The sequence below is a fragment of the Rhodopseudomonas palustris HaA2 genome, assembly GCF_000013365.1.
Lineage (GTDB): Bacteria > Pseudomonadota > Alphaproteobacteria > Rhizobiales > Xanthobacteraceae > Rhodopseudomonas > Rhodopseudomonas palustris_J.
Genome location: NC_007778.1, coordinates 1,588,882 through 1,612,548 on the forward strand (window position 1 = coordinate 1,588,882; position 23,667 = coordinate 1,612,548).

28 protein-coding genes are annotated in these 23,667 nt (G+C 65.6%); 19 read left to right on the forward strand and 9 right to left on the reverse strand.

Features of this window, described 5'->3' with window-relative positions; translation table 11 throughout:
- Positions 1–157: 157 nt before the first annotated feature.
- A complete protein-coding gene (gene cysP / locus RPB_RS07040) occupies positions 158–1,168 on the reverse strand; it encodes a thiosulfate ABC transporter substrate-binding protein CysP (RefSeq protein ID WP_011440296.1) in 1,011 nt (336 codons plus the stop codon).
- A gap of 351 nt (positions 1,169–1,519) precedes the next feature.
- Between cysP and cysG the strand changes: the two genes are divergently transcribed.
- From cysG to RPB_RS07070, 5 genes are all read left to right on the forward strand, one after another.
- The gene (gene cysG / locus RPB_RS07045; RefSeq protein ID WP_011440297.1) at positions 1,520–2,956 is read left to right on the forward strand and encodes a siroheme synthase CysG; all 1,437 of its coding nucleotides are present in this window, start codon (positions 1,520–1,522) and stop codon (positions 2,954–2,956) included.
- On the forward strand, positions 2,953–3,267 hold the full coding sequence (locus tag RPB_RS07050; RefSeq protein ID WP_011440298.1) for a DUF2849 domain-containing protein: 315 nt from the start codon (positions 2,953–2,955) through the stop codon (positions 3,265–3,267). Before cysG ends, RPB_RS07050 begins: the two co-directional genes overlap by 4 nt.
- A 12-nt stretch (positions 3,268–3,279) precedes the next feature.
- Positions 3,280–4,932, forward strand: coding sequence for a nitrite/sulfite reductase (locus RPB_RS07055; protein ID WP_011440299.1), 1,653 nt, complete (start codon positions 3,280–3,282; stop codon positions 4,930–4,932).
- Positions 4,919–5,428 carry a DUF934 domain-containing protein gene (locus tag RPB_RS07060; protein WP_011440300.1) on the forward strand — a complete coding sequence of 170 codons (510 nt, stop codon included), beginning with the start codon at positions 4,919–4,921 and terminating at the stop codon, positions 5,426–5,428. The genes RPB_RS07055 and RPB_RS07060 overlap by 14 nt, the downstream gene beginning before the upstream one ends.
- Before the next feature lie 366 nt (positions 5,429–5,794).
- Positions 5,795–6,730, forward strand: coding sequence for a glutaminase (locus tag RPB_RS07070; protein ID WP_011440301.1), 936 nt, complete (start codon positions 5,795–5,797; stop codon positions 6,728–6,730).
- Positions 6,731–6,845: 115 nt separating this feature from the next.
- On the opposite strand, the gene RPB_RS23980 is transcribed toward RPB_RS07070, so the two are convergent.
- Positions 6,846–7,022: a DUF2735 domain-containing protein gene (locus tag RPB_RS23980; RefSeq protein WP_080507750.1), complete on the reverse strand. Its 177-nt coding sequence runs from the start codon at positions 7,020–7,022 to the stop codon at positions 6,846–6,848.
- Positions 7,023–7,463: 441 nt separating this feature from the next.
- Between RPB_RS23980 and RPB_RS07075 the strand changes: the two genes are divergently transcribed.
- The 4 genes from RPB_RS07075 (at position 7,464) to RPB_RS07090 (ending at position 11,465) form a co-directional block, all read left to right on the forward strand.
- Complete coding sequence (locus RPB_RS07075) at positions 7,464–8,498, forward strand: glutamine synthetase beta-grasp domain-containing protein (RefSeq protein ID WP_041798047.1); 1,035 nt, start codon at positions 7,464–7,466, stop codon at positions 8,496–8,498.
- 390 nt (positions 8,499–8,888) lie between these two features.
- Entirely contained in the window at positions 8,889–9,401 is a 513-nt protein-coding gene (locus tag RPB_RS07080) for a CAP domain-containing protein (protein ID WP_011440304.1), read from the forward strand.
- Positions 9,402–9,493: 92 nt separating this feature from the next.
- Positions 9,494–10,633 (forward strand): patatin-like phospholipase family protein, encoded by a 1,140-nt coding sequence (locus RPB_RS07085; protein WP_041798597.1) that lies wholly within the window; start codon positions 9,494–9,496, stop codon positions 10,631–10,633.
- A gap of 43 nt (positions 10,634–10,676) precedes the next feature.
- Positions 10,677–11,465 (forward strand): 3-hydroxybutyrate dehydrogenase, encoded by a 789-nt coding sequence (locus RPB_RS07090; RefSeq protein ID WP_041798598.1) that lies wholly within the window; start codon positions 10,677–10,679, stop codon positions 11,463–11,465.
- A gap of 178 nt (positions 11,466–11,643) precedes the next feature.
- Here RPB_RS07090 and RPB_RS07095 read toward each other — a convergent pair whose 3' ends face one another.
- The 3 genes from RPB_RS07095 to RPB_RS07105 are packed head-to-tail and all read right to left on the reverse strand — an operon-like array spanning position 11,644 to position 13,577.
- On the reverse strand, positions 11,644–11,937 hold the full coding sequence (locus RPB_RS07095; RefSeq protein WP_011440307.1) for a type II toxin-antitoxin system RelE/ParE family toxin: 294 nt from the start codon (positions 11,935–11,937) through the stop codon (positions 11,644–11,646).
- Positions 11,934–12,164 carry a hypothetical protein gene (locus RPB_RS07100; RefSeq protein WP_011440308.1) on the reverse strand — a complete coding sequence of 77 codons (231 nt, stop codon included), beginning with the start codon at positions 12,162–12,164 and terminating at the stop codon, positions 11,934–11,936. The genes RPB_RS07095 and RPB_RS07100 overlap by 4 nt, the downstream gene beginning before the upstream one ends.
- Before the next feature lie 51 nt (positions 12,165–12,215).
- Positions 12,216–13,577: a lipopolysaccharide biosynthesis protein gene (locus RPB_RS07105; RefSeq protein WP_041798048.1), complete on the reverse strand. Its 1,362-nt coding sequence runs from the start codon at positions 13,575–13,577 to the stop codon at positions 12,216–12,218.
- A gap of 245 nt (positions 13,578–13,822) precedes the next feature.
- Between RPB_RS07105 and RPB_RS07110 the strand changes: the two genes are divergently transcribed.
- The 4 genes from RPB_RS07110 to RPB_RS07125 all read left to right on the forward strand — a co-directional run bounded on the left by RPB_RS07110 (position 13,823) and on the right by RPB_RS07125 (position 16,538).
- Positions 13,823–14,032: a hypothetical protein gene (locus RPB_RS07110; RefSeq protein ID WP_011440310.1), complete on the forward strand. Its 210-nt coding sequence runs from the start codon at positions 13,823–13,825 to the stop codon at positions 14,030–14,032.
- A gap of 201 nt (positions 14,033–14,233) precedes the next feature.
- Positions 14,234–14,779 carry a PAS domain-containing protein gene (locus tag RPB_RS07115; RefSeq protein WP_049824661.1) on the forward strand — a complete coding sequence of 182 codons (546 nt, stop codon included), beginning with the start codon at positions 14,234–14,236 and terminating at the stop codon, positions 14,777–14,779.
- On the forward strand, positions 14,754–16,076 hold the full coding sequence (locus RPB_RS07120; protein ID WP_011440312.1) for a methyl-accepting chemotaxis protein: 1,323 nt from the start codon (positions 14,754–14,756) through the stop codon (positions 16,074–16,076). The genes RPB_RS07115 and RPB_RS07120 overlap by 26 nt, the downstream gene beginning before the upstream one ends.
- A gap of 159 nt (positions 16,077–16,235) precedes the next feature.
- A complete protein-coding gene (locus RPB_RS07125; protein WP_011440313.1) occupies positions 16,236–16,538 on the forward strand; it encodes a hypothetical protein in 303 nt (100 codons plus the stop codon).
- A 62-nt stretch (positions 16,539–16,600) separates the two neighbouring features.
- On the opposite strand, the gene RPB_RS07130 is transcribed toward RPB_RS07125, so the two are convergent.
- Together RPB_RS07130 and RPB_RS07135 are read right to left on the reverse strand one after the other, a co-directional pair.
- Positions 16,601–17,089 carry a YbaK/EbsC family protein gene (locus RPB_RS07130; RefSeq protein ID WP_011440314.1) on the reverse strand — a complete coding sequence of 163 codons (489 nt, stop codon included), beginning with the start codon at positions 17,087–17,089 and terminating at the stop codon, positions 16,601–16,603.
- 125 nt (positions 17,090–17,214) lie between these two features.
- On the reverse strand, positions 17,215–18,084 hold the full coding sequence (locus tag RPB_RS07135) for a 4-hydroxyphenyl-beta-ketoacyl-CoA hydrolase (RefSeq protein ID WP_011440315.1): 870 nt from the start codon (positions 18,082–18,084) through the stop codon (positions 17,215–17,217).
- Positions 18,085–18,399: 315 nt separating this feature from the next.
- Here RPB_RS07135 and ykgO point away from each other — a divergent pair, with 315 nt between their 5' ends.
- The 6 genes from ykgO (at position 18,400) to RPB_RS07165 (ending at position 21,572) form a co-directional block, all read left to right on the forward strand.
- A complete protein-coding gene (ykgO, locus tag RPB_RS07140) occupies positions 18,400–18,525 on the forward strand; it encodes a type B 50S ribosomal protein L36 (RefSeq protein WP_011440316.1) in 126 nt (41 codons plus the stop codon).
- A gap of 103 nt (positions 18,526–18,628) precedes the next feature.
- Positions 18,629–19,294, forward strand: coding sequence for a tetratricopeptide repeat protein (locus tag RPB_RS07145; RefSeq protein WP_011440317.1), 666 nt, complete (start codon positions 18,629–18,631; stop codon positions 19,292–19,294).
- A gap of 70 nt (positions 19,295–19,364) precedes the next feature.
- Positions 19,365–20,327: an alpha/beta fold hydrolase gene (locus RPB_RS07150; protein ID WP_011440318.1), complete on the forward strand. Its 963-nt coding sequence runs from the start codon at positions 19,365–19,367 to the stop codon at positions 20,325–20,327.
- Between the two features lie 40 nt (positions 20,328–20,367).
- The gene (locus tag RPB_RS07155) at positions 20,368–20,796 is read left to right on the forward strand and encodes an OsmC family protein (RefSeq protein WP_011440319.1); all 429 of its coding nucleotides are present in this window, start codon (positions 20,368–20,370) and stop codon (positions 20,794–20,796) included.
- A 115-nt stretch (positions 20,797–20,911) separates the two neighbouring features.
- A complete protein-coding gene (locus RPB_RS07160; protein WP_041798051.1) occupies positions 20,912–21,112 on the forward strand; it encodes a type II toxin-antitoxin system HicA family toxin in 201 nt (66 codons plus the stop codon).
- Positions 21,113–21,134: 22 nt separating this feature from the next.
- Positions 21,135–21,572: a type II toxin-antitoxin system HicB family antitoxin gene (locus tag RPB_RS07165; RefSeq protein ID WP_041798600.1), complete on the forward strand. Its 438-nt coding sequence runs from the start codon at positions 21,135–21,137 to the stop codon at positions 21,570–21,572.
- Between the two features lie 15 nt (positions 21,573–21,587).
- On the opposite strand, the gene pyk is transcribed toward RPB_RS07165, so the two are convergent.
- Together pyk and RPB_RS07175 are read right to left on the reverse strand one after the other, a co-directional pair.
- Positions 21,588–23,021 (reverse strand): pyruvate kinase, encoded by a 1,434-nt coding sequence (gene pyk / locus RPB_RS07170; RefSeq protein WP_011440321.1) that lies wholly within the window; start codon positions 23,019–23,021, stop codon positions 21,588–21,590.
- Positions 23,018–23,611 carry a DUF1036 domain-containing protein gene (locus tag RPB_RS07175; RefSeq protein WP_011440322.1) on the reverse strand — a complete coding sequence of 198 codons (594 nt, stop codon included), beginning with the start codon at positions 23,609–23,611 and terminating at the stop codon, positions 23,018–23,020. The genes pyk and RPB_RS07175 overlap by 4 nt, the downstream gene beginning before the upstream one ends.
- Positions 23,612–23,667: the final 56 nt, after the last annotated feature.

Below are 23,667 nucleotides of genomic sequence, written 5' to 3' on the forward strand. Positions count from 1 at the left end.
CTCCCCGCGTGCGGGGAGAGGGGTGGGGTGAGGGGGCGTCTCCGCGAGGCCGAGAGGCTCGGCTGCGTCGAGACGCCCCCTCACCCGACCGGCTTCGCTGCGCTCCGCCGGTCGCCCTCTCCCCGCGCGCGGGGAGAGGTTGCGCTGTGCCTGTGACTTATCGTCCTCCGAACAGCTGATCGAGCTTCGCGCCGGAGGCGAGGTGTTCGGCGTTGAGCTTGTCCCAGCCGCCGAATTCGTCCTCGACGCGATACAGCTTGACCTCGGGGAACTTGTCCTTGAATTGCGCGATCACGGCCTTGTCGTGGACGCGGTTATAGGCCTTGGCGAGGATGGTCTGGCCCTCGGGTGAATACAGATATTCGAGATAGGCGGTCGCGAGCGCGCGGGTGCCGTGCTTGTCGGCGTATTTGTCGACGACGCTGACGGGGAATTCGGCCAGCACACTGGTCGGCGGCACCACGACTTGATACTTGTCGGCGCCGGCGAGGTCGCGGATCGCGCTGGTCTCGGCCTCGAAGGTGATCAGCACGTCGCCGGTCTGGCGCTCGACGAAGGTGGTGGTCGCGGCGCGGCCGCCGGTGTCGAACACCGGCACGTTGGCGAACAGCTTTTTAACAAAAGCGTCGGCCTCGGCCTCGCTGCCGTATTTATGCTTGGCGAAGGCGTAGGCCGCGAGATAGGTGTAGCGTGCATTGCCGGAGGTCTTCGGGTTGGGGAAGATCACCTTGACGCCCGGCTTCACCAGATCGTCCCAATCCTTGATGCCCTTCGGATTGCCGGCGCGCACCAGGAACGCCGGCAGCGAATAGTAGGGCGATGAATTATTGGGCAGCCGCTTCGCCCAATCGGCCGGGATCAGCTTGCCCTTGTCGTGCAGCACCTGGACGTCGGTGACCTGATTGAAGGTCACCACGTCGGCTTCGAGCCCTTCGAGGATCGAGCGCGCCTGCCGCGACGAGCCGCCATGCGACTGGTTGATGCTGATGTCCTGGCCGGTCGTCTGCTTCCAGTGCGGGATGAATGCAGCGTTGATCTCGGCATAGAGTTCCCGCGCGATGTCGTAGGAGACATTGAGCAGCGGTGCGGGTGGCGTCTGCGCTTGCGCCGGCATGGCGGTCGCGAATGCGGCGAGGCCGGCGGCGAGGGCGAAAGCAAAGCGGTTCACGACAACTCCTTATTGCTGGCCTATCATCTCGAGCAGCAGCCGGGCGCGATGATTTTCGCGCGCGGTCTCGGCCTTCGACGCCTCGGCGAGGCAGCATCGATCGGCCTCAGATAGTCGAGCTAATCGCGGGTGTGAAGCCGCCGATCGGCGCTCGGTATCGACTCACGACAGGGGCGCCGGGCGATCGGCCGCACCCAGGGAGAATGGTCGTCTCCCGTGCACCGCTTCGAGGGATGGAAATTCCAGATTGGCGCGCGGCGGTGCAAAGGATTGGTTTTCTTTCCGGCAGACTTGTAAGGATTCCAGCTAGAAAATAATTCTGGCGGACCCGAAAGGGTCAACGGAGCAGCGATGCGTTTTCTTCCGGTCTTTCTCGATCTCGCGGCAGGGCCGGTTGTGCTGGTGGGCGCCGGCGAGATGGCGCGTGCCAAGCTGCGGCTGCTGCTGTCGGCGGGCGCCGCGATCCGCTGGCATGTCACCGACGGCGACAATGATCTCGCCGGTATCAGCGAGGCCGACCGCGCGCGCATCACGTTGGCGACGGGGGAACCCGCCGAGGCCGATCTGTCCGGCGCGATCGCGCTGATGTGCGCCGGCGCCGGCGATCTCGCGGCCCTGCTGGCGGCGAGGGCCCGTGCGCTCGGCGTGCCGGTCAATGTGATGGATGAGCTGTCGCACTCCACGTTCATCTTTCCGGCGATCGTCGATCGCGGCGATGTGGTGGTCGCGATCGGCACCGGCGGCTCGTCGCCTGTCGTCGCGCGCCGCGTGCGCGAGATGATCGAGACATTGCTGCCGGCGCGGATCGGCGATCTCGCCGCGCTGATCGGGCGTTGGCGCAAACCGATCAAGGCGCGGATTGCGGAATTTCCGCTGCGCCGCCGGTTCTGGGAGCGCGTCGTCGACGGCCCGATCGGCAAGGCGGTGCTCGAAGGGCGCGGCGCCGAGGCCGAGGATCTGCTCGAGGCAATCACCGATCCCTCGGCCTATGCACGCGATTCTGTTTCAGCGCATACCGAAGGCCACGTCACCCTGGTCGGCGCCGGCCCCGGCGATCCTGATCTCTTGACCATCAAGGCGCTGCGCGCGCTGCAGGACGCCGACGTGGTGTTCTACGACGAACTGGTGTCGCCCGAAATTCTCGACCGGATCCGCCGCGATGCCGCCCGCGTGCCGGTCGGCCGCCGCATCGGCAAGCCCGGGATCGGCCAGGAGGCGATCAACGCGCTGCTGATCGAAGCGGCGCAAGCCGGCCAGCGCGCGGTGCGGCTGAAGGGCGGCGATCCGTTCGTGTTCGGCCGCGGCGGTGAAGAAATCGAGGCGTTGCGCGACGCCGGCGTGTCCTATGCGGTGGTGCCGGGCATCAGCGCGGGCTTCGGTGCGGCGGCGCAATTCGAGGTGCCGCTGACCTATCGCCACGAGGCGCTGCGCATCACATTCCTCACCGCGCACAAGGCCAAGGATGCCGAGGCCGTCGACTGGACGGCGCTCACCGACCAGAAGATGACGGTGGTGGTGTACATGGGCATGGCCGCGGCGCCGACGGTGCGCGCGGGCCTGCTGACGGCCGGCCGTTCGCCGCAGACGCCGGTCGGCGTGTTCGCCCGGGTAACGCGGCCGGACGCCAAGGCCGCGGTGGGCACGCTCGACGATCTGCCGGCACTGGTCGAGCAGGTCGAGGTCGGTCCGGCGATCCTGGTGATCGGCGATGTCGTCGCGCATTCGGCACCGTGGCGCCGGCAACAACTCCAGCAACTCGTGTCGACCTATCAGGTAGCCGCCGAATGACCTCTCCACTGCAACAGAAGATCAAGATTACCGGTCCGTCGGTGGTGACGGCGAACCGCACGGTCGACGGCGTGGTGATCTACCGCACCGCCGATCGCGGCTGGTCGATCGATCTCGCCGATGCCGCGATCGTGCGCGAGGCGGAGCCGGCGCGTGCGCTGCTCGCCGAATCGGTGGCCGACGATGTCGGCGCGGTCGGCGCCTACATCGCGCCGGTGAAGGTCGACGACACCGGCGCCATCCTTCCCGGCAATCTGCGCGAGCAGATCCGCAACAGCGGTGTCACCATCGAACTGCCGGCTCACGCCTGAGGCTTGTGTTTCATGTACGCTTATGACGAGATCGACCAGACGCTGGTCAATGAACGGGTCACCGAATTTCGCGACCAGGTGCGGCGCCGCCTCAGCGGTGAACTGACCGAGGACGAGTTCAAGCCGTTGCGGCTGATGAACGGCGTCTATCTGCAGCTCCACGCCTATATGTTCCGCGTCGCGATCCCTTACGGCACGCTGTCGTCGGCGCAGCTGCGCAAGCTCGCACACGTCGCCCGCAAATACGATCGCGGCTACGGCCATTTCACCACCCGGCAGAACATCCAGTTCAATTGGATCGCGCTGAAGGATCTGCCCGACGCGCTCGCCGATCTCGCCGAGGTCGGCATCCACGCGATGCAGACCTCCGGCAACTGCACGCGCAACGTCACTGCCGATCAATGGGCCGGTGTCGCGCCGGGCGAGGTCGAGGATCCCCGCGTCTGGGCCGAAATCCTGCGCCAGCACACCGCGCTGCATCCGGAATTCTCGTTTCTGCCGCGCAAGTTCAAATTCGCCATCACCGCAGCCGATCACGACCGCGCGGCCATCAAGGTGCACGATATCGGCCTGAAGCTGATCAGGAACGAGCAGGGCGAGACCGGTTTCGAGGTGCTGGTCGGCGGCGGGCTCGGCCGTTCGCCGTTCATCGCCAAGACCATCAAGCCGTTCGTCGCCGGCCGCGACATCCTCAGCTATGTCGAGGCGATCCTGCGCGTTTACAATCAGTACGGCCGCCGCGACAACATCTACAAGGCGCGCATCAAGATCCTGGTCCACGAACTCGGCATCGAGAAATTCGCCGCCGAGGTCGAGCAGACGTGGCGCCAGATCGCCGAAGGTCCGCTGACGCTCGACGACGAGATGATCGAGGACATCCGCGCGCGCTTCGTCTATCCGGCCTATGAGAGGTTGTCGGACGACCCGGCCGAGTTGCGGGCCGCCGCCGATCCGAAATTCGAGGCGTGGCGCAGCAATTCGGTCGCGCCGCATCGCCAGCCCGGCTACGCCATCGTCACGCTGTCGCTGAAGCCGGTCGGTGGCCCGCCCGGCGACGCCACCGCCGATCAGATGGACGCGATTGCCGATCTCGCCGACAGATACTCATTCGGCGAAATCCGCGTCGGCCACGAGCAGAATCTGGCGCTGCCGCATGTCGCCCAGCGCGATCTGCCGGCGCTGTGGAGCGCGCTCGACGCGCTCGGCGTTGCCACGCCGAACGTCAATCTGGTCAGCGACATCATCGCCTGCCCGGGGCTCGACTATTGCTCGCTCGCCAATGCCCGCTCGATCCCGATCGCACAGGAGCTGACGCGGCGCTTTTCCAATCACGAGACCGCCAAGCTGATCGGCCGGCTGCACGTCAACATCTCCGGCTGCATCAACGCCTGCGGCCATCACCATGTCGGCCATATCGGGATTCTCGGCGTCGAGAAGAACGACCAGGAGGTCTATCAGATCACCATCGGCGGCCGCGCCGACGAGCACGCCAGGCTGGGCGAATTGATCGGGCCCGCGGTGCCCTATGCCGAGGTCCCCGACGTCATCGAAGACATCGTCGAGGCCTATCTGGCGTTGCGCGACAAGCCGGAGGAGCTGTTCGTCGACACCGTCAAGCGGCTCGGCGTGCAGCCTTTCAAGGAGCGGGTCTATGCCACTCGTTAAGCACGGCGCGATCGTCGCCGACGACTACGTCGCGGTCGCCGACGACGCCGACCTTCCCGCGGGCGGTGCGGTGCTGGTTTCGGCGGCGCGCTTGTTCGCTGAGGCCGAGACGCTGGCGATGCGCAACACTCCGGTCGGCGTGGCATGGCCCAACAATCGCGACGTCGCCGGGCTGGTGCCCTGGCTCGACCAGCTGTCGCTGATTGCGCTGGTGTTTCCCACCTTCAAGGACGGCCGGGCGCACAGCCAGGGGCGTCGGCTGCGTGAAATCTATGGGTATCGCGGCGAACTGCGCGCTACCGGGCAGGTGCTGCGCGACCAGTTCACCTTCCTGCTGCGCAACGGCTTCGACGCCTTCGCGGTCACCAAGGAGTCCGATGCGCAGGCGTTCGGCGAAGCAACGCATCGCTACACGGAGTTCTATCAGCCGACCGGCGACGGCCACCTCAGCGCCCTGCAGCTGCGCAAGCAGCGGCACAAGGCGGTGGCGACATAGACGCTTATCCCGTCATTGCGAGCGAAGCGAAGCAATCCAGAGGCCCCGTATGCGGCGCTGGATTGCTTCGTTCTTTTGCCCTTCGCAATGACGAAGGAAAAAGCGGATGATCAAACCTATGCTACGCGGGTAGCCCAACTTCCCCCCGCGTGCGGCACGGGCTATCGCACAGGAAAGCACGTCGGACGCTGCGAGGACCACCCTCCCCCTCCAGGGGAGGGTGAAGAAAGCGCCGTGCCGTTGCCCCGCCGTCTTCTCCGACTGCCTGCCACGCGCGGGGGGCGTACTCGTAATGAAGGCCTGCATCCCCCTCTGCATCCTCTTTTACCTTGCTTTGCGGCGGGGCTTGCCGTTCTTTCCGCCACCATGAACCCTGACCTGCTCGACCACACCGTCGCCGAGATCGCCGCAGAGATGGCGCAGCGGCCCGACCGCGGCGCGGTCGCGAGCTACATCCCCGAACTGGCTGGCGTCGATCCGCAGCGCTTCGGCCTCGTCGTGATCGACGCCGACGGCCATGTCGCGGCCGGTGGCGATGCCGATATGCCGTTCTCGATCCAGAGCATCTCCAAGGTGTTCACGCTGACGCTGGCGCTCGGCCTGGCCGGCGACCGGGTGTGGCGCCGGGTCGGCCGCGAGCCGTCGGGCTCGGCCTTCAATTCCATCGTTCAACTCGAGCGCGAGCGCGGCATCCCGCGCAATCCCTTCATCAACGCCGGCGCGATCGCGGTCACCGACCTGATCCTGTCGGGCCACCAGCCGCGCGAGGCGCTCGGCGAGATTCTGCGCTTCATGCAGTTCCTGGCCGGCGACGACAGCATCGTGATCGACGACGCCGTGGCCGCCTCGGAGCAGCGCACCGGCTTCCGCAACGCGGCGCTGGCGAACTACATGAAGTCCTTCGGCGTGCTCGACAATCCGGTCGAGTACACGCTCGGCGTCTATTTCCATCATTGCGCGATTGCGATGAGCTGCCGCCAGTTGGCGCTGGCGGGGCGCTTTCTCGCCCACAACGGCCGCAATCCGTCGACCGGCCACAACGTGGTGTCGACCCAGCGGGCGCGACGCATCAATGCGCTGATGCTGACTTGCGGGCACTATGACGGCTCGGGCGAATTCGCCTATCGGGTGGGGCTACCCGGCAAAAGTGGAGTCGGGGGAGGGGTGCTGGCGGTCGCGCCCGGCAAGGCCTCGATCGCGGTGTGGTCGCCGGGGCTCGATGCGGCGGGCAATTCGCATCTCGGCCGGATCGCGCTCGAGGCGCTGACCAGGCGGCTGGGCTGGTCGATCTTCGGGGTTTGACGGACTCCGGCGCCGAGGCGCGCGTCGCCCGACAAAAGCGAAGGGCCGAACGTCTGAACGCCGGCCCTTCGTCAGGTCTGGACTGTCGCGCCGCGCGGCGCATCGGGCTGTGCGCTCATTGCGGCTTTTTGGTCTGCTCTTCGAGCATCGCGGCCTCGTGGTACCAGCTCGAACTGGTGACGACGGCGGCATGGCCCGGTTCAGTGGCGGCGTTGTCGCGCCGGATTAGGCCGCCGCGACCTCCCAATGGGAATTGATAGATTCTTGCGGATGGCTGGTTCAGAGTAGTCACACGCGATCTCCTTGGCTCCTTTGTGCACCCGACGTTGGTCCAAACGTCGATAGGTCTGCGAATATCGGTTGCGCCCAACGATGGTGCAATATGCTCAAGGAAATATCATCGATTGCTTACAAACGAGGCAATCGTACAACTGCCTTAAGATCAGACAGTCCTTGCTCAACTCCCGCGTCGCCGCATGGTTGCTACACAGCCGCGCGGGCGCGATCAAAGCCTGCGCCGCAGTGGTTAATATTGCCCGACTAACAGGGGTTTGGCCGATTTCCGCCGCGCATATTGACGGCAGAACCCAGCGCCGATCACGCCCGCGCGAATTGTCGCAGGCCGGGCGGCATTTGGCATAACAAATGCTTTCGTGACAGCCGGATGTCGGCCGCCGGGCGCGGTTCCGTCCGCTTCGGGTTCCCACCCTTTGCACTCAACAGAGAGAACCGCATGACCAAGTACAAGCTCGAGTACATCTGGCTCGACGGCTACACGCCGGTGCCGAACCTGCGTGGCAAGACGCAGATCAAGGAATTCGAAATCTATCCGACGCTCGAGCAACTGCCGCTGTGGGGCTTCGACGGCTCCTCCACCATGCAGGCCGAGGGCCGCAGCTCGGATTGCGTACTGAAGCCGGTCGCGATGTTCCACGACGCCACCCGCAAGAACGGCATTCTGGTGATGTGCGAAGTGATGATGCCCGACGGCGTCACCCCGCACGCGACCAACACCCGCGCCACCATCCTCGACGATGAAGGCGCCTGGTTCGGCTTCGAGCAGGAATACTTCTTCTACAAGGACGGCCGCCCGCTCGGTTTCCCGGAAGCCGGTTACCCGGCGCCGCAGGGCCCGTACTACACCGGCGTCGGCTTCAAGAACGTCGGCAACATCGCGCGCAAGATCGTCGAGGAGCATCTCGACCTCTGCCTCGCCGCCGGCATCAACCACGAAGGCATCAACGCCGAAGTGGCGAAGGGCCAGTGGGAATTCCAGATCTTCGGCAAGGGCTCGAAGACCGCCGCCGACCAGATGTGGATGGCGCGCTACCTGATGCTGCGGCTGTGCGAAAGCTACGGCATCGACATCGAATGGCACTGCAAGCCGCTCGGCGACACCGACTGGAACGGCTCGGGCATGCACGCCAACTTCTCGACCAAGTACATGCGTGAAGTCGGCGGCAAGGACTATTTCGAAGCTCTGATGGGGCAGTTCGAAAAGAACCTGCACGACCACATCGCCGTGTACGGTCCGGACAACCACATGCGCCTGACCGGCAAGCACGAGACCGCGCCGTGGAACAAGTTCTCCTACGGGGTGGCGGACCGCGGCGCCTCGATCCGCGTGCCGCATTCCTTCGTCAACAACGGCTACAAGGGCTATCTGGAAGACCGCCGCCCGAACTCGATGGGCGACCCCTACCAGATCGCGTCGCAGATCCTGAAGACGATTTCGGAAGTCCCCACCTCGAAGGCCGCTGCGGCCTGATCCACCCGTCACCGCGAGCGCCTCCTCCTCCAGGGCGCAAGCACACGGCCCGGACGCAAGTCCGGGCCGTTGTTTTTTGGAGCAGGCGTCTTGCCGCGCGTTCGGCGCGACCTCTCCCCGCGTGCGGGGAGAGGTCGGATCGCATCGCCAGATGCGATCCGGGTGAGGGGGCGCTTCCGCGAGGCCGAGAGGCCGTGCCCGCGTCGCCCCTCACCCCGACCCTCTCCCCGCAAGAGCGGGGCGAGGGAGCGCGCCGCGTGCGGGGCAAGGCCGGTGATCCGCCGCGCCCCCCGTCTTCACCTTTCAGCCACTGTTGATGTGCAACAACGGAGCTGCGCGCGGCGGCCGGTGACGGGACCGACATGCCGATGCGCGCATGGGGAACTTCGGATGTTGCGTGGGGTGATGGCCGTTCTCGGCCTGCTGCTGCTGGCCGGGTGCGCCGGCGAGGTCGGTCCGAGCGTCGAGGCGCCGTCGATGTACGCCAGCATGGCGCGCGAGGGCGCCCGTGTCGATGCCGTCGCGGCGGCGACGATGATCTCGCAATATCGCCAGAACAACGGGCTCGGCCCGGTTGCGGTCGATCCGGCGCTCACCAGGCTCGCCGAGGAACAATCCGCCACGATGGCACGGCGCAACAAGCTCGACCACGACGCCAAGGCGCCGCTGGCGCAGCGGCTCAATGCCTCGGCCTATCCGGCGTCCGTCGCGGTCGAGAACGTCTCGGCCGGCTATCACACGCTGGCGGAGGCCTTCTCCGGCTGGCGCGACTCGCCGCCGCATCGTGCCAACATGCTGAAGAGCGGCGTCACCAAGCTCGGCATCGCCGCGAGCTACGCACCGAACACCAAATACAAGGTGTTCTGGACGTTGATTCTGGCCTCCACCGAGCCGCCGCGATAAAGCGGGCGTGATCGGGATTGACGGCGGCGTGATTGACGCGGCGGCCGCGGGACGCCACCGTGCCGGCGTCCTTCCCCCGGCGTTCGAAGCTGATGCAATCTCCTCCCGATCGACCCGACTCCTCCTTGCGTAACGCGCGGCGCGTGCTGGTGCTGCAGGGCGGCGGTGCGCTCGGCTCGTACCAGGCCGGCGCCTATCAGGCGCTGTGCCATCACGATTTCGAGCCGCAATGGCTCGCCGGCATCTCGATCGGCGCCATCAACGCCGCGATCATCGCCGGCAATCCGCGCGAGCAGCGCGTCGACAAGCTCAAGCAGTTCTGGGAAATGGCGTCGTCGCCGGTGCCGTGGCAGCCGATGCTGCACAACGACCATGCGCATTCGCTGTTCAACGAAGCCAGCGCCGCGGTGATCGCAGCCTTCGGCGTGCCGGGGTTCTTCACGCCGCGGTTTCCGCCGTCGCATCTGATGCCGACGGCGGATCCGGAGGTGCTGAGCTATTACGACACGTCGCCGCTGCGCAGCACGCTGGAGCGGCTGGTCGACTTCGACCGGCTCAACACCAACGGCATCCGGCTCAGCGTCGGCGCAGTCAATGTCGTCACCGGTAATTTCGAATATTTCGACAATACGAGGCAGACCATCGGCCCCGAGCACATCATGGCCTCCGCTGCGCTGCCCCCCGGGTTTCCCGCGATCGAGATCGACGGACATTACTACTGGGACGGCGGCGTCGCCTCCAACACGCCGCTCGACTACGTGCTGGAGTCGGAGGACCGCGAGGACCTGCTGATCTTTCAGGTCGACCTGTTCAGCGCGCACGGTCGCTTGCCGCAGACCCTGCTGGAGGCGGCCGAGCGCGAAAAGGACATTCGCTTCTCCAGCCGCACCCGGCTCAACACCGACAAGAACAAGCAGATCCACAACATCCGCAAGACGCTGCGTCATCTGATGGGCCGGCTGCCGGACGAACTGCGCGACGATCCGGCCTATGCGATCCTGCACCAGGCGGCGAAGGAGAACGCCGTGACCTTGGTGCACCTGATCTATCGCAAGCGCGACCACGAGGCGTCGTCCAAGGACTATGATTTCTCCCGTCTCAACATGATCGAGCACTGGAAATCCGGCGAACAGGATGTCTATGTCTCGATGCGCCACGAGGAGTGGCAGAGCGGGCCGCAGGACGGCGAGACCATGGTGACCTGGGACCTCACCCGGGATGCGATCAAATAGCGGCGCGCAGCCGTTTTTGCAGACGATCGAACAGGAGCAGATGATGACGAACCTCACGGGCAAGACCGCGGTCGTGACCGGCTCGACCTCGGGCATCGGCCTCGCTTACGCGCGCGCCTTCGCCAAGGCCGGCGCCAATGTGGTGTTGAACGGCATGGGCGAGGCGGACGCGATCGAAAAGGAGCGCAAGGCGATCGAGACCGATTTCGGCGTGAAGGCGGTGTATTCGCCGGCCGACATGCTGAAGCCCGCCGAGATCGCCGAGATGGTCGGGCTCGGCGAGACGACGTTCGGCTCGGTCGACATCCTGGTCAACAACGCCGGCATTCAGTTCGTCTCGCCGGTCGAGGATTTTCCGATCGAGAAATGGGACGCGATCATCGGCATCAACTTGTCGTCGGCGTTCCACGGCATCCGCGCCGCGGTGCCGGGCATGAAGAAGCGCGGCTGGGGCCGCATCATCAACACCGCCTCGGCCCACTCGCTGGTCGCCTCGCCGTTCAAGTCGGCCTATGTCGCCGCCAAGCACGGCATCGCCGGCCTGACCAAGACGGTGGCGCTCGAAGTCGCGACCCACAAGATCACCTGCAACTGCATTTCGCCGGGCTATGTCTGGACGCCGCTGGTCGAGAAGCAGATCCCCGACACCATGAAGGCGCGCGGCCTCACCAAGGAGCAGGTGATCAACGACGTGCTGCTGCTGGCTCAACCGACCAAGCAGTTCGTCACCTCCGAGCAGGTCGCCGCCCTCGCGGTCTATCTGTGCAGCGACGACGCCAGCCAGATCACCGGCGCCAATCTGTCGATGGACGGCGGCTGGACCGCGGCGTAAGCCGAACAGATAGCGATGGACGTGTGCGAGGGGGCACACGCGTACAACTCGACAAGACGTCATCCTCCGCGAAAGCGGAGGATCCAGTATCCCAGAGCATCGCCTCTCTGGGATACTGGATCGCCCTGTCAAGCCGGGCGACCACCGAGCGGAAGCGGGAAGGCAGTGAAACTCGTCGCTACTCTTCGGGACCTGGCGGACGACGTGAGGTGTGCCGGATGTGCAGGATCTCGATCTGGCCCAGCTGGATCCGGTAGAAAATTCGAAACGGATAGCGGATCACCACGACGGTTCGGACTTTGGATCGCTGTGAAACCCGAGGTGCCGATTCGGGTGCCGTTGCGATCCGCTGAATGACATCCTCGATCCGTCGCCCGATCGATCGGGCCACCGTCGGGCTCGCATTCAAGGTGTAGTATTCAGCGGCCCGAAGCAAATCGGCGATAGCCTGTCGAGAGTAGACGATTTTCACAGCCGAAATTTGGCGAACGCCGCAGCGACCTCGTCGTCGCTCGCCCGCTCACCCCGATCGAGTGAGGCCGTTGCGGCGTCGATCACGCGCAGTTCGTCATCGCTCGCGGAATATTCGTGCGCCTGCAATTCGCCTTCGATCTGTTCGGCGATGGCGGCGAGTTCGTCCCGCGCCGCTTCGGGCCAGTTCTCGGCACGTTCGATCAGGGCTTTGAGATCTGCACTCATAGCGGGCAGACTAGCACGCAAACCCCTTCCGAGCCAGCCGGAGCTTCTCCCTCAGCCCTTCTTCCCGAACGCCAGTACATGCAGGCCGAGGCGTTTGCGGACGATCCAGAACAGCAGCACGGTCTCGAAGGTGAGCGCCGCCGAGGTCGCGGCCGCGGCGCCGTAGCCGCCGAAGCGCGGCACCAGCACGAGGCACAGAATGAGGTTGACCGCGAAGGCCAGCGCATAGGCCAGCGCGCACATGTTCTGGTGGCCGAGCATGTTCAGCAATCGCTCGACCGGGCCGATCGCGGCGCGGACCATCAGGCCGATCGCAGCGACGAACATGATGCCGTAGCCTTGCGTGAATTGCGGGCCGAACAGCCACAGCAACGGCTTGCCGAGCGCCAGCAGCACCAAGGTCGCCGCCAGCGACGGCCAGAACGTCCAGGCGATGGCGTGTTTCACATAGGCCGCGAGACGATCCTTGTCGCCGGCGGCGTGATATTCGGTGAAGCGGTGCGCGGTGGTCGCCGACATCGCGTAGTGGATGAACGACACCAGCGCCAGCGTCTTCACCACCGCGTAGTACACGCCGACGTCTTCCGCCGAGCGAAATTGCTGCAGCACCAGCACATCCGTATAGGACAGCAGCAGATAGAAGCTCTCGACCAGCAGGATCGGCAGCGAGGTGGCGAGCCAGCCGCGGACGTCGTAGGCGCGGGGCCCGCTCGCGACATGGCCGGCGAGCCGGCGGTTCAGCGCGATCATCTGCCCGATCATCGCGAGCCACACCGCCGCGCAGCTCGCCGCCATCGCGGCGACCGCGCCGAGCTGGAAGCCGAGCACGAACAGGCCCGCGGTGAAGCCGATGATCAGCGCCTGGCGGATGATGAATTGCGGCATCAGCCCGAGCTTCATCCAGTCGTGCGAGCGGGCGATGCCGTCCTGGGTATTGGCGACGACGAAGGCCGGCAGCGTCAGGCAGCCGAGATACAGCGGCAGCATGGTCGCGGGGTCGATCGACGACGACAGCGCCCACACCAACGCCGCCAGCGCCAGCGACACCAGGCTGGAGGCCGCCAGCGTTCCCCAACGGCTGCCGGACAGGAAACCCCGCAGCCGGTCGAGGTCGCCGCTGGCGCGGTATTCCGGAATGATCTTCTGCGCCGAGGCGGAGATGCCGAAGTCGAGCATCGAGCCGAGCAGCAGCACCCAGGTCCAGACATAGACGTAGACGCCGTAATCGGAGGTGCCCATCCAGCGCGCCAGCAGGATCTGCGCCCCATAGGCCATCGCGGCGCTGACGACGCGGATCAGGAAAATCGTGCCGGCGAGGCGATTGGTCAGCGAACGTTCGTTCGAACTGCCGAACAGGGCGGCGAGGCGCGCCTTTAGCCCGGCGAGCGGCGATGTTGCCGGTGGAGCATCCATGACAGCCAAAGCGACCCCCGAATGGCCGGGCCGCGGGCGGCCACGGTAGTCTGATCCCTTTAGCAACCAGATGTTAAGATAGGGTTGGGTGGCCCCGCAGCCGCGAACGTGAATAATTCGCAAAATCCGCTAGCTGCGCGTGTAGACTGGAACCGGGAACCGGCCGTTTCGTTGGTTGGCGACCGACAACGACGCCTGTGCTTCGTCGTCGTCAATCACCCAGCGCGCATAGCAGGATATGACTGATGCCCAAGCTTACTCCGAAGACGGTCGGGTTGTTCGCGGCGGCTGGCCTGGCTGCCATCATCGTCGCCGGTGTCGTGAACGCGATCATGCACAAGATGTTCGGTTTCTCGCCGAACGCGGTCCGCGAAGCTGCGCTCAATGTCGCGAGTCTCGTCGTCGCGTTTCTGCTGGTCGCCGGGATTGGCCGTCGGCAGAAGGACGAGCGCTGAGCAATCGAGTCCGGATCATCACAGTGATGTCCGTCGTTTCACGGACAACTTTCGTTGCCGACCACGCGTGAGTAGTAACTTGGTGTGTCGAGTTGAGAGAAATGTGTCGCGATCGGGTAAGTTGCGCATTCATCGAGCGAACTAACTCTTAATTCTCCGGCTCGTATTTATTCGAGGCCGGGACATTGCGTGTCCGGCCCGATGATTTGCAGCCGGATAGTGACCGTGAAACAGATAGCTTCGCCGACCAATGTCGAAGTCTTTTTCGACGCGGACGATATCATCGTCTCGAAGACCGATCTCAAAGGCCGCATCACCTACGCCAACAAGGTGTTCACCGACATCTGCGGGTACAGCGAAGCCGAGCTGATCGGCCAGCCGCACTCGATCGTGCGCCATCCGGATATGCCGCGCTGCGTGTTCAAGCTGCTGTGGGACACGCTGGCGGAAGGCCGTGAGATCTTCGCCTATGTCAAGAACATGACGCGCACCGGCGACTTCTATTGGGTGTTCGCCCATGTCACGCCGTCGTTCGATTCGGCCAAACGGGTGATCGGCTACCACTCCAATCGCCGCGTGCCGGATCGCCGGGTCGTTTCGGCGCTGGCGCCGGTCTACGCCGAGTTGAGCGAGGTGGAAAAGCGTCATCGCAACGGCAAGGACGGGCTCGCCGCCGGCACGCAGCACCTGATCGATTTCGTCAAAGCCAAGAATGTGCCCTATGATCAACTCGTCTTCTCTCTCTAACGCGGCCGTTTGTCTCGGCGGCGTCGTCGTTTCCGCGCTGGCGGCGGCGGCGGGCTTGCTGGCCGATATGCCGCTGTTGCTGGCGGTCGGACTCGTCGCGACGCTCGCATGTGCCGGACTGCTCGGCCTGATGCTGCTGCGGCTGGACCGGACCTTGGCGAATCTGGGCGCGATCTGTCAGCGCATCGCCGATGGCGATTTCGAGGCGCGGGTCATCGGCAGCCGCGAGGGCGGCCGGATCGGTGCGCTGCATCACGCCTTCAACGATATGATCGACCGCTGCGACGCCTTCGTGCGCGAGGCCAGCGCGGCGATGGGCGCCATCCGCGACGACAAATATTATCGCCACATTCTGCCGGCGGGCTTGCGCGGCTCGCTGTTGATCGCGAGCCGGACGATCAATGAGGCGATGCAGGCGATCGAGACGCGGGTCGCCGCCTTCAACGCCAACACCGCGGAATTCGAAGGCACGATCGGCGCGGTGATCGACACGGTGTCGTCGGCGTCGAACAATATGGGCACCACCGCCGGCAGCCTCAACCGCGGCGTCGCCGCGACGCGCGAACGCACGCTCGCCGTGTCGGCGGCCTCGGAACAGGCCTCGACCAATATGGAGACGGTGGCGGCGGCGACGACGGAACTCACCGCGTCGGCCAACGAGATTCTCGGCAGCGTCAATCGCTCGGCCATGATCGCGAAAACCGCGGTCGGCGCCTCGGACCATGCGCGCGAGACGGTCGGCAGCCTGTCGACCGCGACCGAGCGGATCGGCACCATCGTTCAACTGATCGAGGAGATCGCCTCGCAGACCAATCTGCTGGCGCTGAACGCCACGATCGAGGCCGCGCGCGCCGGCGAAGCGGGCAGGGGCTTTTCGGTGGTGGCGCAGGAGGTCAAATCGCTCGCCGCGCAGACCGCCAAGGCGACCCACGACATCTCCGTCAGCATCGCCGAAGTGCAGGAAACCACCCGCGCCGCGGTCGACGCCATCTCCGGCATCGGCCGGAGCATCGGCGAAGTCGACGCCATCACCCGTCAGGTCGCGGTCGCGGTCGAAGCGCAGACCGCGGCGACCAGCGAGGTGGCGCGCAACATCGAGCAGGCCTTCGCCGGCATCCGCGACATTTCGTTCAACATCCAGAGCGTGAGCGTCAACGTCGCTGAAACCGAGGAGCACGCCGGAACCACCTTGACCGCTTCCGGCTCGCTGGCGCAGCAAGCCACCACGCTCGGCGACGCGGTGCGCGATTTCCTGCGATCGCTGCGCCGGGACGAGGCCTCGCGCCGCGCCGCTTGATGGGTCCACGGATCGCCGAGGAGCGAAGGCGCGGGCGAGATGGGGCCGCCCTGCAGCTTACCGAAATGTCACGAAGATGAACCTCTCCGTCAGCCCTCGTTCAGCTGAAACCTCCCATGCTGTCAGCAGTTTAGAGCTGGATTGAAGGAGGTTGATCCGATGACACTCAAGCTTGCCATTGCGGCCGCTGCGACCCTTGGTGCTGTTGCGCTGGCGCCAGGCGTCGCATCCGCGGCGATGCCGAACGGCCTTCCGAATCAGGTCAATGCTGTCGGCAGCCAGTCCGCGAATATCGATCAGGTGCGCTACGTCTGCGATCCTTGGGGCCGTTGCTTCTGGCGCCCGAACTATTACGGCGCCTATGGCTATTACGGCCCGCGGCGGTACTACGGACCTCCGCGTTTCCACGGCGGCCCGCGCTTCTACGGCCGTCCGGGCTGGCACGGCGGCCGCCGTTGGTAACAGCTTTGGGATACTGCACAGATCGCGGGGCCTTCGGGCCCCGTTGTCATGTGCGGACTCGCCTACGGTTGCGGCGCGGCCTGTTCGGCGCGAACTTCGCTGACGTCGACCCATTCGGCGCCGACCAGTTCCGCCATCCGCCGCGGCGCGATCCGCACCGCGCTGTGGGTCGAACCCGCCGCCGGCACCACGACGTCGAATGCCTGCAGCGAGACGTCGCAATAGATCGGCAGCGGATCCTTCAGGCCGAACGGACAGACGCCGCCGACTTCATGGCCGGTGAGATCGGCGACCTCGTGCACGCCGAGCATCTTCGGCTTGGCGCCGAATGCCGCCCTGGCCTTCTTGTTGTCGAGCCGTGCGGTACCGCTGGTCACCACCAGCACGACGCGGTCGCCGACGCGCAGCGACAGCGTCTTGGCGATCTGCTCCGGCGGGACGCCATAAGCCGCCGCAGCGAGCGGCACGGTGGCCGAACTCTTGTCTGATTCTTCGACGGTGATGTCGGGGGCGTATTGCGCGAACCAGGCGCGGACGGATTCGAGACTCATGCGGCTTCCTTGGCCGGCGACGCTCCCGGCAGGCGCGCATTTATGCCGCAACCGGCAGATCGGGCAAACCCCGGTGTCGGCATAGCCTGCGACCTCTCCCCGCATGCGAGGAGAGGTTGGCAGCATCAGATCCCCAGCAGCTTCCGCGCGTTCTGCTTCAGCACCTTGGGGCGGACCTCGTCGCGGATCTCGAGCTTGGCGAAATCGGCGAGCCAGCGATCCGGGGTGATCACCGGCCAGTCCGAGCCGAACAGCATCTTGTCCTGCAACAGGCCGTTGATGTAGCGCACCAGGATCGGCGGGAAGTACTTCGGCGACCAGCCCGACAGATCGATATAGACGTTCGGCTTGTGGGTCGCGACCGACAGCGCTTCTTCCTGCCAGGGGAAGGAGGGATGCGCCAGGATGATCTTCATGTCGGGGAAGTCGACCGCGACATCGTCCATATACATCGGGTTGGAGTATTTCAGCCGCATCCCCATGCCGCCCGGCATGCCGGAGCCGACGCCGGTCTGGCCGGTGTGGAACAGCGCGATCGCGCCGCCTTCCTGGATCGCCTCGTACAGCGGATAAGCCAGGCGATCGTTCGGATAGAAGCCCTGCATCGTCGGGTGGAACTTGAAGCCCTTGATGCCGTAATCGGCGATCAGCCGCTTGGCTTCGCGCACGCCGAGCTTGCCCTTGTGCGGATCGATCGAGGCGAACGGAATCAGCACGTCGGAATTCGCCCGCGTGATTTCGATCATCTCGTCGTTGTTGTAGCGGCGGAAGCCGGTCTCGCGCTCGGCATCGACCGGGAAGATCACCGCGGCGATCTTCTTGGCGCGATAATAGGCCGCGGTCTCCGGCACGGTCGGCGGATGCTTGTTGGGCGAGCCGAAATACTCGGCCATCCGCGCCTGAAAATCGTCGTAGCCGTCGTCGCCGTGGCAGCCGCACGGTTCTTCGGCATGGGTATGGATGTCGATGGCGACGAGATCGTCGGGATTGAGCATCGGGCGTTTCCTTGGCCTTCTTGGCGGGGCGGGAGAATTGATTATGGTCTATAACCATTTTCCGAAGCTGTGAAGCCGCCGGATCGGCGGTTTGCGATGCGGAGGCGCGGGAGGGCTGCGCGGTGCGGCGCGCCCGGCATTTTCCTTGCGGAACTTCCTTGCGGAAACAGGGACTGTCGTCGTCCGGTTCGATTGACAGGCCGGGCTGGCCTCGTTAGAAACCGACCGTCCCGGGCGGAGTGCCGCCGGCGGGAAAGGTATGTTTTACACCTTCGGCCAGTCCCAAACGGCCTTTCAAACAGTCAGGATAGACCCATGAAGGTCCGTAACTCGCTGAAATCGCTGCGTGCCCGTCATCGCGACAACCGCCTCGTGCGGCGCAAGGGCCGGCTCTATGTGATCAACAAGGTGCAGCGCCGCTTCAAGGCCCGCCAGGGCTGATCGCGCGCGGGCGGGCTTTATCCGCCACCGCTGGTTGCTCCATCACGCCTGTGTGACGCGCGCGCTGCTTTGCAGCGCGTTGTCCTGCGTCTAGAGTCCGCGGATGGCCCCTGGATCGACCGTCCGCCGTTTCCTGCCGCGCGTGGCCCTTGTTGCCGCGCTGCTTCCGTTCGCCGCGCACGCTCAGGCTCCTGCGCCGGACAGTCAGCCTCCGAAGCACCACCTCGACAAGCCGCTGGAGCAGCCGCCGGCTCCGCCGGCGAAGCTGCCGCGCGTCGGCGGCGATCAGGTCAAGGGGCTGGATTTTCTGTTCGGCGCGCTGAAGGCGGCGCCCGACGAGGCCAGCGCCAAGCACGTCGAGGCCCGCATCTGGGCGCTGTGGAGCCAGACCTCCAGCGACACCACGGCGCTGCTGATGTCGCGGGCGAAGGTCGCGATGGAGGCCAAGCAATTCGATGTCGCGGTGAAGCTGCTCGATGCCGTGGTCAAGCTCCGGCCCGACTATATCGAGGGCTGGAATCGCCGCGCCACCATCTTCTACCTGCAGAACGAATATGCCCGCTCGCTCGGCGACATCGAGCAGGTGCTGGCGCGCGAGCCGCGCCATTTCGGCGCGCTGGCCGGACTCGGCATGATCATGCAGGAGCTCGGCGACGACAAGCGTGCACTCGACGCGTTTCGCAAGGCGCTGGCGATCAACCCGCATCTCGACAAGGTGCCCGATCTCGTGAAGACGCTGACGGAAAAGGTCGAGGGCCGCGATATCTGAGCGGGACGACGAAACATTCGCGCGCGCACCGCGTAACTCACCCGTGCGAAAAATCTCCCGGGTCCCGTCCATGATCGCAATCGGCGCTGTCGCCATGCTCGCCGCGCTGGCGCTGCTCACGCAGGCCGGCGTGCTGTGGCTGCAGGGCAAATTTCCGCCGCAGGGCGAGCGGATTGCCGTCAGCGGCGGCAAGCTGCACGTCGTCGATCTCGGCCCCCGCAACCTCGCCACGTTGCCGATCGTGATGATCCACGGCGCCAGCTCCAATCTCGGCGCGATGCGCGTGCCGCTCGGCGATGCGCTCGCGCTGCGGCACCGCGTTCTGCTGATCGATCGGCCCGGCCATGGCTGGAGCAGCCGCGAAGACCTCGCCAATTCCTCGCCCGCGATGCAGGCGGAAGCGATCGGCGAGGCGCTCGACGCCCTCGGCGTGTCGCGCGCGATTGTCGTCGTGCATTCGATGGCGGGCGCACTCGGCGCGCGGCTGGCGCTGGATCAGCCGCAACGTGTTGCGGGGCTGGTCATGCTGGCGCCGGTGACGCATCCGTGGCGCGGCGGCGTCGGGACCTACAACAGGGTGATGACCACGCCGGTGCTCGGTCCGCTATTGGCCCACACCATCACGCTACCGCTCGGATCGCTACTCACCGAGCCCGGGGCGCGTTCGGCATTCACACCGCAGACCATGCCGGAGGACTACGTCGACGCCAGCGCGACTCCGCTGCTGCTGCGACCGCGCGCATTCCTTGCCAATAGCTGGGACTTGACCACGCTGAAGGAGGCCGTGGCCGAGCAGGCCCCGCGCTACCCGCAGATCACTGCGCCGACCGTGCTGATCCATGGCGACGCCGACGAGATCGTCTCTGTCGACATCCATTCGCGCGCCTTCGCCGCCGCGGTTCCGCAGGCGAAGCTGATCGTGCTGCCGGACGTCGGGCACATGGTGCAGAATACCGCCCCCGATCTGGTCCAGCGCGAAGTCGAGGCGCTGATTGCAACGGCCGTCACGAAATCGCACGCAGCGATGCACTAGACTTTCATCCCCGACTACTCACCAAAAGCAGGAGCTGCACATGAGCACGACATTCGGTTCGGCCAAATGGCAGGGCGGCATCAAGGACGGCAAGGGCGCGATCTCGACCAAGAGCGGCGCGCTGTCGGACTATCCCTATGGCTTCGCCAGCCGGTTCGAAGGCAAGCCCGGCTCCAACCCCGAAGAGCTGATCGGCGCGGCCCACGCCGCCTGCTTCACCATGGCGCTGTCGCTGATCCTCGGCGAAGCCAAGCTCACCGCCGAGCAGATGGAAACCAAGGCCGACGTCACGCTGGAAAAGCAGGGTGACGGCTTCGAAATCACCGCGGTCCATCTGACGCTGACCGCCAAGATCCCCGGCGCCGACGACAGCACCTTCCAGGAACTCGCCGGCAAGGCCAAGGCCGGCTGCCCGGTGTCGAAGCTGCTGAATACAAAGATCACGCTGGAGGCCAAGCTGGCGGGCTGATCGAAGCGATGGCATCAGGTGCGCTCGCCGATCCGGCGCACCTGAAGCCGCGCCGCGGTTCCCTCGTTGACATGCGGACAAAAATGTCCGAGATTGGTTCTGTCGAGGGATCGGCATGGACAAGCGGGATCGCTTCATCGCCGAACTACGTGCCGAGGCTCGCGCGCTGGGTCTCGGATTTCGTGTCGACTACCGCAAGGGCAAGGGCGGCCACGCCATGGTCTATGTGGGCGATCGTCTCACGACCCTGCCGAGCCGCGAGATCGATCCGAAGACAGCGCGCAAGATCCGTAAGCAGCTCGGTCTTGCCGAATGACGTGCCCGAAGAGGGGCTGACGATGAAGACATACGCCTACGCCGCGGAGTTCGAAGCGGGAGATCGCAAGGGGACGATCGTCGTGAGCTTTCCCGACGTTCCGGAAGCGATCACCCAAGGTGACGATATCGCGGATGCCCGCGCGCAGGCGGAGGAGGCGTTGGGTCTGGCGCTGCTGAGCTATCCGCAGCGCGAACTGCCACTGCCGAAGGTCAAGGCGAAGGGCAAGGGCGCGACCATGATCGCGGTTGCGGCGGACGTCGCTGCCAAGCTCGCTGTGCTCGAGGCGTTTGCGGTCGCCGGCATCAGCAAGAGCGAATTCGCGCGCCGCATGAACAAGGATGAGAAAGAGGTTCGCCGAATCCTCGATCCCAAGCACCCGACCAAGCTACCCGCGATGGTCCAGGCGCTACGTGCGCTGGGCAAGCGCCTGGTGGTCGGGATCGAGGAAGCAGCCTGAATCGGGCTGCGGCCCTCACACATCCGTATCGGTCGGCCCCACATAGGCGATCCGCACCATGTTGGTGGCGCCGGGGGTGCCGAGCGGGACGCCGGCGACGATGATGACGCGCTGGCCGGATTTGGCGAAGCCGTCGCGGAACGCGATGCGGCCGGCGCGGTCGACCATGTCGTCCTGATCCTTGGCATCTTCCGCCACGACGCAATGCACGCCCCACACCGCCGACAGCTTGCGCCCGGTGTTGACGTTCGGCGTGATCGCCACCACCGGCACTTTCGGCCGCTCGCGCGCGACGCGCAGCGCGGTCGAGCCCGAACTGGTCCAGCAGATGATCGCCGACAGGTCGAGCGTTTCGGCGACCTGCCGCGCCGCGCCGGCGATCGCGTCGCCGGCGGTTGCTTCGGGCTCAGGCCGCTGCGCCGTCACCACCGTGCGGTAGATCGTATCGCGTTCGACCTCCTCGCCGATCCGGTTCATCGTCGAGACGGCTTCGACCGGATATTTGCCAGCGGCGGATTCCGCCGACAACATGATCGCGTCGGCGCCCTCATAGACCGCGGTGGCGACGTCGGAGACTTCGGCGCGGGTCGGCACCGGGCTGGAGATCATCGATTCCAGCATCTGGGTCGCGATCACCACCGGCTTGCCGGCGCGGCGCGCCATCCGCGTCATCTGCTTTTGCAGACTTGGCACGCGCTCCAGCGGCATCTCGACGCCGAGGTCGCCGCGCGCCACCATCAGCGCGTCGGAGACGCCGAGGATCTCGTCGAGCCGGTCGATCGCCTGCGGCTTCTCGATCTTCGCCATCACCGCCGCGCGCCCGCGGATCATCCGCTTGGCTTCGGCGACATCCTCGGCGCGCTGCACGAAGGACAGCGCCACCCAGTCGATGCCGGCCTCGCAGGCCGCCTCGAGGTCGGCGCGGTCCTTGTTGGTCATCGCCGACATCGGCAGATCGGTGTCGGGCAGGCTGACGCCCTTGCGGTCGCTCATCTTGCCGCCGATCACCACGCGGGTGACGGCGCGATCCGGTGAGGTTTCTTCGCAGATCAGCCGGACCTTGCCGTCGTCGAGCAGCATCGCGTCGCCGACCTTCAGCGCCGAGAGAATTTCCGGATGCGGCAGGTGGACGCGATCGGCGTCGCCGGGCTCCTTGCTGGAATCCAGCACGAAGGTGGCGCCGTTGTTGAGCTGGATCGGCCCATTGCCGAACATGCCGACCCGCAGCTTCGGTCCCTGCAGATCGACCAGAATGCCGATCGGCCGGCCGTAGCTCGATTCGACATTGCGGATGGTCTTGATCAGCTCGCGCATCTTGTCGTGCGAGGTGTGGCTCATGTTGATCCGAAACACATCGGCGCCCGCCTCGAACAGCTTGCGGATCATCGCGCTGTCTGAAGACACGGGGCCGAGTGTCGCGAAGATCTTGATCCGGCGCAGACGTCTCATGGCTTGGTCCCGGCGTCACCGGGTGGTGCCGTGGGCGTGGCCGGCGCGGTGCGGCCCGGCGTCGGCGACATGCCGGGGATGCCCGCGCCCGGCGGCGGGCCGCCCGGCAGGCCGGGTAGCCTCTGCGGGTTCTGCTCGCTGCTTTCGGTCAGTTGCACGGTCCAGGCGCGCTGCTCGCCGGTGTCGACCTCGAAGAACCCGGTGCGGTCGAAGCCGCGCGCGAGGCAGTTTTCGGTGCCTTTGATGGTGAACTCCTTGTCGCGCGAGCACATGAAGGCCTGACCGGACCACTCGCCGCCGCGGTCGTAGTCGAGCGCGTAGATGTAGTAGTAGCGCGCGACCAGCGTGCCGCGCAGCAGCGTCTCGCAGCTCCGGGACGAGACGTTCCACCAACCCTCGGTGGTCCATCCGTCGGCGTCCTTGTAGCCGAGCGCGATGCCGACCCGGCTCGACGTGTTGTTGCACAGCCGGAAATCCGCCGCCGCCGGGACGCTGGCGAGCATTAGGGCGCAAACCGCCAGCGCCGCCGTCAGGGCGATCGGGGCAGGGCGCGGTTGTGCGATGCGGGGGGGAGAATCTGTGCTGAACATGCCGCCAAGCTATAACAAAACGAGAATGATTTCGCGTGACATGACGGGCCTGTCAA